At 61.6% G+C, this 12,769-nt stretch carries 10 protein-coding genes and 4 pseudogenes; 8 read left to right on the forward strand and 6 right to left on the reverse strand.

The genetic code is table 11. The annotated features are described in order from the left end of the window. Window positions 1-170: 170 nt before the first annotated feature. From G5S42_RS40970 to G5S42_RS41000, 7 genes and pseudogenes are all read left to right on the forward strand, one after another. Window positions 171-354, forward strand: a pseudogene (locus G5S42_RS40970) (DDE-type integrase/transposase/recombinase); the annotation flags it as partial. A gap of 172 nt (window positions 355-526) precedes the next feature. Next, window positions 527-1,105 (forward strand): hypothetical protein, encoded by a 579-nt coding sequence (locus tag G5S42_RS40975; RefSeq protein WP_176112318.1) that lies wholly within the window; start codon window positions 527-529, stop codon window positions 1,103-1,105. 132 nt (window positions 1,106-1,237) lie between these two features. Then, window positions 1,238-2,221, forward strand: coding sequence for a hypothetical protein (locus tag G5S42_RS40980; RefSeq protein ID WP_176112319.1), 984 nt, complete (start codon window positions 1,238-1,240; stop codon window positions 2,219-2,221). Window positions 2,222-2,741: 520 nt separating this feature from the next. Further along, entirely contained in the window at window positions 2,742-2,921 is a 180-nt protein-coding gene (locus G5S42_RS40985; RefSeq protein ID WP_176112320.1) for a hypothetical protein, read from the forward strand. A gap of 63 nt (window positions 2,922-2,984) precedes the next feature. After that, window positions 2,985-3,152: a hypothetical protein gene (locus tag G5S42_RS40990; RefSeq protein WP_176112321.1), complete on the forward strand. Its 168-nt coding sequence runs from the start codon at window positions 2,985-2,987 to the stop codon at window positions 3,150-3,152. A gap of 885 nt (window positions 3,153-4,037) precedes the next feature. Then, on the forward strand, window positions 4,038-4,781 hold the full coding sequence (locus tag G5S42_RS40995; protein ID WP_176112322.1) for a zinc metalloprotease: 744 nt from the start codon (window positions 4,038-4,040) through the stop codon (window positions 4,779-4,781). A gap of 13 nt (window positions 4,782-4,794) precedes the next feature. Next, window positions 4,795-5,388, forward strand: a complete 594-nt coding sequence (locus G5S42_RS41000) for a hypothetical protein (RefSeq protein WP_176112323.1) — start codon at window positions 4,795-4,797, stop codon at window positions 5,386-5,388. Window positions 5,389-5,656: 268 nt separating this feature from the next. On the opposite strand, the pseudogene G5S42_RS41005 reads toward G5S42_RS41000, so the two are convergent. The 4 genes and pseudogenes from G5S42_RS41005 to G5S42_RS44885 form a co-directional block, all read right to left on the reverse strand. Further along, window positions 5,657-5,824, reverse strand: a pseudogene (locus tag G5S42_RS41005) (transposase); the annotation flags it as partial. A gap of 7 nt (window positions 5,825-5,831) precedes the next feature. Then, a pseudogene (locus G5S42_RS41010) lies at window positions 5,832-5,948 on the reverse strand (DNA-binding protein); the annotation flags it as partial. A 184-nt stretch (window positions 5,949-6,132) separates the two neighbouring features. Next, the gene (locus G5S42_RS41015) at window positions 6,133-8,571 is read right to left on the reverse strand and encodes a TOTE conflict system archaeo-eukaryotic primase domain-containing protein (protein WP_176112324.1); all 2,439 of its coding nucleotides are present in this window, start codon (window positions 8,569-8,571) and stop codon (window positions 6,133-6,135) included. 68 nt (window positions 8,572-8,639) lie between these two features. Then, window positions 8,640-9,158 carry a hypothetical protein gene (locus G5S42_RS44885; RefSeq protein WP_246392540.1) on the reverse strand — a complete coding sequence of 173 codons (519 nt, stop codon included), beginning with the start codon at window positions 9,156-9,158 and terminating at the stop codon, window positions 8,640-8,642. A 212-nt stretch (window positions 9,159-9,370) separates the two neighbouring features. Between G5S42_RS44885 and G5S42_RS44890 the strand changes: the two genes are divergently transcribed. After that, a complete protein-coding gene (locus G5S42_RS44890; RefSeq protein ID WP_246392541.1) occupies window positions 9,371-9,514 on the forward strand; it encodes a tyrosine-type recombinase/integrase in 144 nt (47 codons plus the stop codon). A 198-nt stretch (window positions 9,515-9,712) separates the two neighbouring features. Here G5S42_RS44890 and tnpC read toward each other — a convergent pair whose 3' ends face one another. After that, complete coding sequence (tnpC, locus tag G5S42_RS41025) at window positions 9,713-10,084, reverse strand: Tn3 family transposase post-transcriptional regulator TnpC (RefSeq protein WP_176112325.1); 372 nt, start codon at window positions 10,082-10,084, stop codon at window positions 9,713-9,715. 6 nt (window positions 10,085-10,090) lie between these two features. Further along, a pseudogene (locus G5S42_RS41030) lies at window positions 10,091-12,749 on the reverse strand (Tn3 family transposase); the annotation flags it as partial. Window positions 12,750-12,769: the final 20 nt, after the last annotated feature.

Genomic DNA, 12,769 nt, shown 5'->3' on the forward strand with positions numbered 1-12,769 from the left:
AACCTTGACATGAAGCAGACAGGAAAGCCGTGTGCGGGAAAACCGCATGCACGGTTTGACGTGACGGGAGTTGGAAACGTGACTATGGCAGCCGGACTGAGGACCACCGCGAAAGCGGTGGAGAGACCACCGGAGCGTACCGTGTGCGCGCCAGTTCTCGACCCTACCCTCTCGAACAGGATCATCGGGCGATCAAGCGCCGAACTCGACCGATGCTTGGGTTCAAAAGGTTTCGTTGTACCCGCATCCTGTTGGGCGGCATCGAAGTTATGCACATGATCGTCAAGGGGCAGATGGACGATGGCGGCGTTGGTGCAAACTCCCGCACAGCAATTCTATTCACTGGCTGGATAAGGAATCCATACCATATTGGACTTGGCCGACCTCTCGGTCTTACTGCGACAGAACCCGCTTTTTGGGCGGTTATTCGCGATCTCGAGAATTTATGCATGCCTTGGTCACAACAAGTCGCATTTACGCGGCTTGATCAGCGTAGCCTTAACCGAAACCAAGAGAGGAATCTTCCGTGGCATCAAAGAAGATATTAATTCTGCTCATAGCTGCTTGGCTGGACGTTTATAACGGCCCCGTCAGCGCGCAGACGCTTAACACCCAGTTCTTGGGTTGGATCGGCAAAAGCCAGCACGGCTACTCCTTGGACGGATCGGACTGGCACTATTGTTTCGGTGGCTCTGGAGGAAGCTGTGGAACCGTGGCGTTAACGACAGGCCATTCGTCATGCCACACCACCAGCTTTAACATCGGTGCGCAGTGGGGAATCCCGATAAAAATCGTCAGCATGGCGATCGATGTCGGGATCAATAAGTCATGGACTGCATGCAATATTCGTAGCGAAACGGTCACTTGTGGCCCTAACCCGGGCTGGAAGGGCCGCGCAGTCATCAACTTCAGCGAACGATGGGGGAAAGTCCACGTGATCGGAGCGGATAACTACCTCACCTTGCAGTCAAGCTGCCCAGCGGGATGGCGTTCCGATTGGATGGGGGGGTGGAGTTGGCGTTGCACATACGTCGGTGGCGCATATGATCGTGAAGGATATTTGCCAGAGTGGCGTGGCAGTAGCTGCAACTATCAGCGCATTTAGTTACTCAGATCGCCATTCGCCTTGTTCATTGGCTTGAGACAGCGGAGTGTCTTTGGTATCGCCACGATACCGCCAAGAGCGAGGCGTGCACTGTGTCAGACGGCTGACGTTCCTTATCTACAAAGAAAGCTTATGTCCTTCAACATAAATTTATCTTCACGGCGTCGAGTCCATCTAGCCATCGTTGGATGCTTGCTGATGGTGGTGGCAGGGTACCTCTTATTTCTCGCCGCGCCCACGGTAAGTTCGGAGCAAGCGAAGCGCGCATACAAGCCCACAGACTTGAGGTCTTCCGAAGCTACCGCGACAAGCAGCAAAGAGGGAATTGCGTGGCCCGATGGCATTAATGCCGGCGGGAGTTTGGCCACCGATGACAAGCCCTCCGGAGCGGCATCCAATGATACACCTGTACAAATTGACGCGAGCCTTCGTGCGATCTTTCAGAAGATCGTGAATCGCGGCAACATGTCTCAGAATGAGCTGGATGAGTTTCGGGCTCGGCTGCAGATTGCTTTGGAAAATGACCCCGAGGTCGCAAAGCTTTTGACTCAGTTCTATCACGACATGCCTGCCGAACAGGGCATGGAGCGAGACATTCTTCGATCCATTCTAGTTGATTCTGCAATTGGCAGAGACATAGTCTTGCAAGAAGCAAATGCCATTTGGGAGGGCAGAAACGAATCCAAATATGCCGAGATGTATGAGACTTACTTCAACATGCCAAGTCAAACGCCTCGAGAGGTCTTCAGTAAGGCGCTGAGCGATTTGAGGAGCGATGCCACGACCGATGAGAGGACCGCTGTCGCGCGACTGAATCTCATCGGCACTCTTGAGGAACCAAGCATTCCCAATGCCGCGAACTTAAGAAGTGAGGCCGTGCAGACATTGAACCAGATAGCGGACGGCCACGATAGTGAGTTGATACGTGCACTCGCTGTACAAAAACTCTTTCGGCTGAATTCCCCGGGGGAAGCTGCGAATATCGCTATCGGCCAGTTTTCCAAAGGTGCCTATCCGGACTTGGTTCGTGAAACGCTGAATTCCGTCAGCAGCGGTGATGTCGAGCTTACGCCGAACTTGCGCACAGCTTTGACCATGGCTGTTAAACGTCCGTAGACGGCGTCTGTCAAACGAAGAAAAGTTGGTACGAAATTGCACAAATGTTGAGACTTCCCCGGTTCGACGACCGACTCCGACGAAGTGAGCCTTGCGTGGCGCCGGTTTCCCGTCGGCGCGAGTCAAGCAAGTTGTCGCCTCGATCATGCGGCCAGTCGAGTGCGTATGTGTTTTAACGATGCAGTCGCGCTCGGGATTCAGTGTTACTGCGCCGACAGGCGTCCAGTTCCGGGTGGCGCGGACCAGCGCCCTTGTCTCGGTTTCGGGACGATGCGACGGTAGCGAAGGTTGCGTATGCACAGACGCAGCCGGCATCAGCGCGATGCTTAACGCCGTGCGCGAGCCGTATGCGGGGAAACTCGCACGTACGGTTCTTCGGGGGCCGCGTTTCTGAGAGGGAACGCGGCTACCCTCTCGAAGCGTGAGTTCATTCATCCGCTGGACTTGCTTCTTTTAAAAAATGGGCGCGGCTAGCAGGCAGGGCCGCTCGACTCGCCAATAACCTGACCGAGGGATAACCATGCGTCACGTCTGCCACCGCCATACCCGGCAATCCGTTCTCTGGAAACTTTCCCCACCACTGTGCATCGCGCTGCTCCTCACCGCCAGCGGCGGTGCCGCGTCCGCTTTCGCCGCAGACGCACCCGCCGGGCTGTACATCAGCGAAGTGGCCGGCAATTTCCGTCAGGACAAGGACTAGGACGCGGCAACCACGTCCAACAGCGTCGCGTGGGTTGAGCTATACAACAAACAGAATGTCGCGGTGAACCTGAAGAACTACGTGCTGCGCACCGGCGGCATCAAACAAAGCGATCCGTCGTCGGTCAGCGCGTCGGTCAACTATGCACTGCCCGACGTGACGATTCCGGCCAACGGCTACCTCGTGATCGCCGGCCAGAAATCCCCCTATCTGACGAACTCTCGACGGTGAACGACGCCAGCAAGGTCGTCTATCTCCTCGACGCAACCGGGACCTATCTGCCGTACTGGAGCAACAGTTCGGGCTTCATCGAACTGCAGGCGGCCAGGACGGCGCAGGCCGCGGCCAGGACGGTGGACTTCGTCCGCTTCGGCGAGAGCACCACCGAGCCGCTCACCAGAAACTACTGGGTCGGCGCGAACGTGCCGGCGTTCGCCACGCCCGCGGCCACGTACGTCGGCAGCCAGTCGCTCGATCCGCTGGATACGCATGACCAGTCCATCGCTCGCCTCAACAGTCGATTCACCGCCACCGGCACCAGCACCGACTGGACGCTCGTCGACTTTCCCACACCGGGCGGACCGAACGACGTGGCGGCGGGCGTCACCGACAGCGATCACGACGGCATTCCCGATACGGCCAAGGCCGCGGGCGGCACCTACGCCGGCTTGGACCTGTACGCGATGGGCGCGCGGCCGGGGCAGAAGGACATGTTCATCCAGCTCGACTACATGGGCAGCGACGCGAGCGCGACCACCCAGGATTCGGCCCGGCAACTGCAGGAGGCAACGCTGACCAAGATGGCCGCCACGTTCGCGCCGCATCACATCGTCGTGCACTTCGATGCGGGCACGCGCTTCTCCGCCAAAGTCGACACCGCGCACTACAACCTCGACGGCGCCAGCCACGAGCGCACGTTCGGCAAGTGCACGCAGATGAGCGCGAGCGCCACCGAGAGCCGCACGGCGCTCGAGAACGGCTGCACGTTATTACAGCCAGCACGTCGATCCGCGCCGCCGGGCCTTCTTCCGCTACGGCCTGCTCGCTTCGTCGCAGAACAGCGACGGCAGCAGCGGATCGTCCGGCATCTCCGAGCTGCCCGGCAACAAGGTACTCGTGACCTTGAAGGGCTTCCTCGCGAACAACCTGAGCGCGGCGGGCGAAACGATGCGCGTGAACTTCCAGGCCGCGACGCTCATGCACGAGTTCGGCCACAGCCTGGGCCTGCGGCACGGCGGCGACGAGCTTGCGGTCAACTACAAGCCGAACTACCTCAGCATCATGAACTACCTGTACCAGCTGTCGGGCGTGCCCACCGACAGCACCGGCACCGACGCGGTCGAGCGCTACTACTATCACCAGAACGACTGGAACGGCGTCGCGGTACCCAATACGCGCCTGCCGAGCGCACCCTATGCGGCCTATACGTATCCCGCCGACGCGGTGCCGCACGGCCCGACCTCCGACACCTTCAAGATCGACTACTCCGACGGCAGCAGCCTCAATCTGGACGAGAATGCGCTTAAGGAATCGGACTATGTCGGACGCGGCGCCGGCATCAGCGCCACCGCATTCGGCGACTGGAACCTGAACGGCGTGAAGCAGGCCGCCCCTTACCAGTTGTCGTTGACCGGCCAGTTGGATACCTTCGGCCGGACCGTCTATGTGTCGCTGCACGATTTCAACGACTGGAACCATCTTGCGCTGGTCACGGGCAAGAACTACAACCTGGTCGGGATCGCACAGAGCTACGGGATCGGCACCGATCATCCACCGCTGATCAAGACGAGCCGGATCCAGACGGAAGAAGCGGTGCCGGCGGCCGTGCTCGCGCATCTGAAACAAGTCAGCGCTAGATAAGAGGAGGTTGTGAATGGCGGCTTTCGATTGGCAGGGCGCGGTTCTCGCCGTCCTTCTGGGACTGGCGACGCCGGTTCTCGCGGAACCCCTGCAGATCGCCGGCCTCTCCCCGCCGGGCGCCGCGAGCCTGGCGGCGGAGGTGCTGGTGCCGCGCTTCCAGCTGAACGCGAAGGCGGTGCTGGCGTTCAGCCTGGACGACCAGCGCGTGCACATCTCGCCGTGGCCGGCGCAGCTTCCCGCCAACCTGGGCGCGCAGTACGTCGCGGCGCGGACCGTCGTGCATCCGGCGGGACCGATGCGGATCGTGACCTTCCGCCGCGCGCAGGACGCCGACGCGTGGCTGCGGATGGCGGCCGGCGGTGGTCAGCGCAGCCTGTTGCTACCCGACCGGATCGTCGGCAGGATCAACGACGGGTTCGTTTATCTGCTCGATCACAACGAGCCCCGGCGCGTCGACGTCAACCAGCCGGTCACGCTGACCGACGACGCGCATCGCGAGTGCTGGCAGTTTGTCCTGCTCAACACCTCGATACCCCAAAAATCGCAGGTCGACGCGGAGCCGCGCGCGGACTGGTACATGCGACGGATCGCCTGCCCACAGGAGTGAGGTCGCGGGATCAGCGTCGGCGCACAGAAGGCTGGGTGAAAGAATGGCTTAGTAAGATGATGCCCGGTTTTCTTTGCTCCATCGTATTCCTGACGCACAAAGGCCGACGCGCTTAACAGGATGCGGAAATACCCCCGCCCGGAATCGGCCTTCCACGATTTGAGCGCCCACCGTCTAAATCTTTCGCATTGTGCAATTTCAACGCGCATCAACCTTTTTAAAGCACTGTGAGGCCAGCTTCTGGCCTCATTGCCGCCTTTTCCAGCCACTATGGGCGGATTTGTGCCAGGGATCGCATGCGCACGAGGTTATAGGCCGTCATGTTCAACACGAACATCTGGTCCACCTTCTTCAAGCCGCGCACCATCACCTGGCGCATGCGCCCTACGGTCTTGGCCCAGCCGAAACCTTGTTCGATCAACTTCCGCTTTTGCTGTGGTTTTCGAGCCCGTGTTGCCGAGCGCGATACGTATCGCCTCGATCGATGTGTGCTGCCCCCGCGCGAGCAATGGGTCGTGGGCGCGCTTAACGTCCATGCGCGTAAGACCGGTGCGGGCCATCTGCTTCCTCACTCGAATAGTGTACTGTATTACGTACCATGTATATACGTATCACTGCACGCGATCAAGAGCGGCCTGATGTGAGCATTACTGGTATGTGATAAAGGCGGGTTATCGGATGTGAGGTCCAAAAAAATTGCCGCCGCCTGCAAATGGTACGGAACGTGGATCGGCAGCCCCGATTTCAGGCCAACGGCAGCTGGACACCCTCTCCGGGCGTGAGGATCTGGTAGCCCATTGCCCGGTAGCCGCGCTGGCGCTTCTCCCACATGCGCTGCAGGGCCGGATGGCCGCCGTCAACGTAGTCGATCACCCGTACGCCGGTTTTGCCCGCATGTTCGCGATGCAGTCGGCCGGCGTACTGCTGCAGCGTGCCCTTCCAGGCCACCGGCATGGCCAACACCAGCGTGTCCAGTGCCGGGTGGTCGAAACCTTCGCCTACCAGCCGGCCGGTCGCCAGCACGACGCGGGGCGTGTCACCGGCCAGCGCGTCAAGGGCCGCGAGCTGTGCCGCACGCGCCTTTTTCGCGAGGCGCCCGTGCAGCACGAACAGCGGCTGCACCGCGTCTTCGAGGGCCTGCTGCAGGCTTTCGAGATGGTCTGTCCGCTCGGTGAGCACCAGCACGTTGCGTCCCCGTGCGTATTGCTCATGAATGGACGTGACGATCATGTGCGTGCGCGATGCGTCCTGCGCGAGACGCGCGAACACCTCTTGGATCGGCGCCTCGGTCGTAACGTCCACTACGGAGGTGAGCCTCTGCGGGAACACCTCGAGCACCTGCGGGGCGCTGGCCGGAGATTTCGCCGCATGCCGGATCGGCCCGCACAGCATGAACATCACGGGCTGCTGGCTGTCGCGCCGCACCGGCGTGGCAGTCAGGCCCAGCACGTAGCGCGCATGAACTGCCTTGAGCACCGCCTCGAAGGAATCCGCCGAGACGTGGTGACATTCGTCGACAATGACATGGCCGTAGTGCCGCAACAGCTCGCCGCGAGCACCATCGGGTGCCACCGACTGCAGCATCGCGACATCGATCCGGCCGGTCGCTTTCGACTTGCCGCCGCCGATCGTGCCGATCGCGCGCGCGTCGAGTGCCAGAAACGATTGCAAGCGTTCGTGCCACTGGTCAAGCAGCTCGCGGCGGTGCACGAGTACGAGCGTCCTGACGCCACGCCGGGCAATCATTGCCGCCGCCGTCACGGTCTTGCCGAACGCCGTCGGCGCATGCAGGATGCCGTTGTCATACTGCAGAAGGTCGGCGACGGCCGCCTGCTGGTCGTCGCGCAGCGTACCCGCGAATGACACCGCAACGGGCTCGCCCGTGCAGCGCTCGTCGCGGATGTCGCAGGCGATGTCGTTATCGCGCAGCAGCGTCATGACGTCGTCAAGGCATCCGCGCGGCAACGCTATGTGGCGCGGGCAATTCTCGGCGCGCCCAATGATGCGTGGCTTGTCCCATACGCTGAAGCCGCGCGCCTGGGCCCGGTAGAACTCCGGATTCTGGAAGGCGGCCAGCCGGATGAGCCGGTTGAGCAGTGCCTGCGGAAGCTGCGCCTTTTCAAGATAGAGCTGGTTCGCGAGCGTCAGTGTGAGCGACGCCGGCATCGTTCCGGCCAGCCGCTTCGGCTGCGCCGGCGCTGGCTTCCACGGTTCGGCCTGGTCCTCCTCGGCGATGAACGCGACGTCGAGCGGGTGCGCACCGCCCGTGGCGCGAAAGATCACCCCCTCGATGTCGCGGCTGTCCATGGTTTGCACGGACGCGAGATACGACCACTGATCAGCGTACGGCTGAAAGCCGTCATCGACAAACACGCTCCAACCATGCTCGCGTGGCTGCTTCTGCAGCGGCAGGGCAATGAGGTTGCCGAAACCGCCTTTGGGCAGCACATCCTGGTTTGGAAAGAGCCGGTCGTAGGACGTCAGTTCGAGCTGACGGGTCCGGGCACAGGTGTGGCTGATGATGGCAGAGCCCATCCGTCGCGCCTCGCGGGCAGCAACGGCCGACGAGAAAAAGATCCACGCGTGCGCGCCATTGCCTGAACGCGAGATTTCGAGCGATACCGGCACGTCCATCTCGAGGCAGGATTGCCGGAACGCCTGCGCATCTTCACGCCAGCCTTCCTCGTCGAAATCGACAGCCAGCAGGTAGCAAGTGCAGTCCGGCATCAGCGGATAGAGGCCCACCGTGCGATCGCCGGCCAGGTGCGCATAGACGACCTGGTCATCCAGCGTCAGCAGGACACGATGCCCGCAGTCGGCGCACCGGATGCGGGGCTTTTCGCAGATCCCGGCGCGCCACTCGTTGGCGCACGCCGGCGCGTAGCCCGACTTCCCGGAATTGCGGCTTTCCCAGCGTAGCGGATAGACATCCGTGCGACCGCGAAAGAGCCGCCGGAAGAGTTGTACCTTCTGCTCGGGCGAAAGTACGGGCGCGCCCGTGTTTCGCACTGCTGGCGATGGTTTGTTCCGGGTCACCCGCACGGGCTTTGCCTGCGCCTGCAGCGTTGCCGGCAACAAGGCGGTGAGCCGCACGATTTCGGCCTGCAGGCGGGTGAGCTCCGCGAGCAGCTCCTCGCGTGTGAAATTTTCCCAGTCTGCTTGTAGCAGCTTGCCTTCGTTCATCGCTTCACCGACCGAAACCCTGGCTCCGATCGAGCACGCCGGCTGGCGCACACGTTCGTTGTTGCATATCATCGTCTCCGATACAGATCACCTGATTTTACCCACGAGCCATGTCTGCCATCGATCGCTACGTCCAAGCCGCGACGCGCGAAAACACGCGGCGCAGTTACCAGTCCGCACTCCGGCATTTCGAGGTTGAGTGGGGCAGCTTTCTGCCCGCGAGCGCTGACATGATCGCGCGGTACCTTGCCGATCACGCAGAAACCCAGTCTATCAATACCCTGCGCTCGCGGCTTGGAGCGCTTGCGCAATGGCACCAGACGCAAGGTTTTCCGGATCCGACGAAAGCCCCGCGTGTGCGCAAGGTCCTCAGAGGCATCGTCGCGCTGCATCCCGCAACCGAGAAGCGGGCGAAGCCCATGCAGCTCGCGCAGCTCGAAAAGCTCACAGCCTGGCTCGATGAGCAGATCGTCGGACAAGCAGACGAGCGCGAGCGCCTCGCGTGCATTCGCAACCGGGCCCTGGTGCTGCTGGGCTTCTGGCGCGGCTTTCGTTCCGACGAACTCAGTCGGCTGCGGATCGAGCACGTAGCCGTTGAGGCTGGCCGTGGCATGACGCTGTACCTGCCGCGCACGAAAGGCGACCGCGCGCAGCTGGGCACGACCTTCAAGGCCCCGGCGCTTTCACGCCTGTGTCCGGTGACAGCTTACGAGGCGTGGATTGCGGCGTCCGGCCTGACGGAAGGGCCCGTGTTCCGGAGCATTGACCGCTGGGGAAACATCAGCATGGGGGCAGCTTCATGCCGCTGTTGCGTGCGCTTTTTTACGCGGCAGGCCTGGCCGCCCCGGATAGCTACAGCAGCCACTCACTACGGCGGGGCTTCGCAACGTGGGTCAACTCGAACGGCTGGGATCTGAAAATGCTGATGCAGTACGTTGGCTAGAAAGACGTGCGTTCCGCGATGCGCTACATCGACTCGGCCGATCCGTTCGCGCAGCACCGCATCGAATCGGCACTCGCGACGCCAGGCGCGGACAAGCAGGAACTACCGGTCAACGCATTGCCTGCGCCATAACCGCTGGCTCGAGGCACACTCCACGTCCCCGTGACGGATACGTACCGGGAGAGATTCGCTGCAAGCTCAATCGCGATCCGGGCCAGCCAGATCTTCATGGCGTAGAGCTTCGAGCGGGCACAGCACATCCCGGATCGATAAAAGCCCGGCGACATAGTGATCGATCTGGTCGAGCACGACCTCGATCTGTTCGACAATCGACGCGTCCCGGGTTATTGCCGCGAAGTTCGCACCATTGACGAGTGCATGCGCCATGCCATGCAGGTGAAGCAGATCGTCCCGCAGGCCTTCCGGATCGTTAAGGCCTGTGCGCAGTTCGTCGAGTGTATCCACCGCATCGAGCACCCGCGTCGTGTCATAGGGCGCCTGCAGCGCGTCCAGTGCGGCGGCATCGACCTCACCGTACGGCGTGGTGGCTACCGCTGCTCTTGCACTCATCCTGTGTTACCTCATTTCGTCGTCAGGCCGGGACCCCCTACCAAACAGGGCATCATTAATCCAGCTTCGGACGGGCGTTCCAGATGCAGCCGGTAGCGCCCGAAGCGGCGAATGTTGTGGGTCGCATACGGGCTCACGAATTCAATGTCCTCGGCGCGGACCTTCTCGCCCGCGGTCACCATGTCGCGCAGGGCCCGCATCATGTCCACCGTGTTTTGCAGGATCACGGCCGATGCAATGAGGTCATTGTAGCGTAGCCGTTTTTGCTGCTCTTCCGGTTCATTCTCCGCGATCACATCACCGCCGAACGATAGCCACTTCGCGAAGCCCTTGTAGGACTCTATCTTGTTGGTGTTTGCCGTCACGTCCTGGCGCAGTTCCCGGCTGCCGATCCATTCAAGCAGAAAGACCGTACGTACGACTGCCGAGTTCGCGTGCAGCGAGATACAGACAGTTCTTGCGGCTCTCGGACCCAAGGCGGCGCAGCAGCAGCGGCGAAGAGATCGTTCCAGCCTGGATCGACCGCGCCACCTGCCTGAGTTCCTGCCAGTGCCGCTCGATCAGCACCCAGTCGATGGTCGCCGTGAAAAACTTGTCGATGTGCCCGTACTTAGCGTCGCTGTCAGGACGGTACAATACGAGGTCCTTCCAGTTGCGGATTCTGGGCATCAGCTTGATGCCGAGCAGATGGGTGAACGCGAACACGGCGGCTGATTGTCCCTGCGTATCCGCATGCACAGTGTCGGCCTTGACGGACAGGCCCGCCTTGAAGAGTCCTTCGATTACATAGATCGCTTCCCAGACGCCCGGTGGGATGAAATGCCGGAACACCGCGATGTAGTTGTCGGCGACATGCCGGTACGCGACTGCGCCCATTTTCCGGTAGCGGAAGTGATAGCCGGCCAGCAGGTTGTTGTCGTAGAAGTCGTACTGCGTGCCGCCGGCAGCGACCGTTTTGCCGTCGCCCCAGTGTTTCGGCAGATCGAGCCGCAGGCACAGTTCAATCAACTCGCGCTGCGCGGCCTCGAGCTTGTCCAGACTCATGTGCCGACGGTTCACGAATGACAGCATGTGCGCCGTCACGTCGGTATCGAGATGGCGTGCCGCCTGGGTCGGGCCCAGATTGCAGCCTATCCCGAAAATCGTCAGCAAATACCTCGGCCGGCTTGCGCATCTGCGGATCGATTCCGGACAACGGTCCAAAGCGCCGGGTAAAATGCGTCCAGTGCTCAATGTTCGCGAGAACGTCGAGCACGTTGCGGGTCGGCAGCCGTGCATTGATCCGCTCCTGCAGGGCGATCGCGCTGGCCGGAATTTCCCGTGACATGTTCGCGCTTGCGCGGATACTCGTCGTCGAGCTTGCGCGCCGCGTCGGTCAACCACTGACGCAGTTGAGCGACGAATTCGCTGCCCGTTTCCGGCAGGCCGACTTTCGCGCAGTAGTCAGGCAACTGCTGCTCACACTGCCGCCACGGCAGCAGATAATCGGCGTAGGTATCGGACCCGGACACGCACAGGTCACCGACGCGCAGCTCCTCCGCCATATACGAGAATACGCACAGCTCAAGATAGCGCCGGTTGGTCGGCGCCCCTTCACCGTGTGCGCGGCGCACAAGCTTGCGCCAGCGTGCCGCTGCGAAACTCAGGTCGACACTGGCGTCGATCCATTCGCGATGCAATGTTTCACTCTCCAGCACCACATCGAGTGCATCGAGCAGCGTGCGCACCTGACTCGTGGAGTCCCATTGAAGCGCGCGGGCGAGACGCATGAGGACCGAACGGTGCGCCCGGAAATGCTTCCAGAGCAGCGGCAGGTCATTGCGGCCGCTGAATGCGCGGATCTCGGCATAGCTTTCGCGCAGCGGTTCGAGGTCGCCTTTCGGTGCAAGCCATTGTCGTATGGACTGGGCGATCGTCTTTTCGTCGGCCTCGTCAGCAAGGATGTCGACGACACCGTCGAGCAGGACCACGAGATCCTCGACCTTCTCACGCTGCCTGCGCTGAACGATCTCCAGTTCGTCGTTCGCGCGCTTTTGGATCGCACCCATACGTCGCACGAACATGTCGGCGAGATCGTCGCGGGTGCGCACACGCATGCGACTTAGCAGCGCCACGATCAGTGTGTAGCGTTTGTCGGGAAGGGTGTCTTTCCTGAGCGGACGCGTCGAGCGCCATCGCTTGCATGGCCAGTGAGCGCAGCTTTGATGCTGGAACGCCGGCGAGTGCGACGGTGAAGCCGTCGATTCCATCGAGCCAGGTGATCTGGTCCATCAACAGGTCCAAGTGCTGCCGGGATGGGCGCCTGGCGTGGCGCTTGATGCGGTTGTAGGCGCTCTGCCGGCTCGACAGGTCGCGGGCCAGCAAGCGATCGAGATCACGCTTCTGTTCATCGGTCAGGCGTCCTGCGACCCGCCCGAAAAGCCGTGCCTGGGCCTTCGCATGGATCTGCTCGGCAATCCGGTCCAGCGTCGAGAACGCCGGCAGTTCGACGTCCTGCGCCATCAGGTCGTCGATCGTGGCGTTGATGATGTCAACCGGCTGGTCCATGGGACAGTGACGCAGTATGTGCGGCGCGCGTCGCAATCGTGCCCGCGTCGGTGCCGTAGTACGGCTTGACACCGAGGTACTCGCGCACCGCAGCGTAATGCCGGAACAGCGTCGGCGATGCCTGCGTGTCGTAACCGA

The organism is Paraburkholderia youngii (genome assembly GCF_013366925.1).
Classification (GTDB): Bacteria; Pseudomonadota; Gammaproteobacteria; order Burkholderiales; family Burkholderiaceae; genus Paraburkholderia; species Paraburkholderia youngii.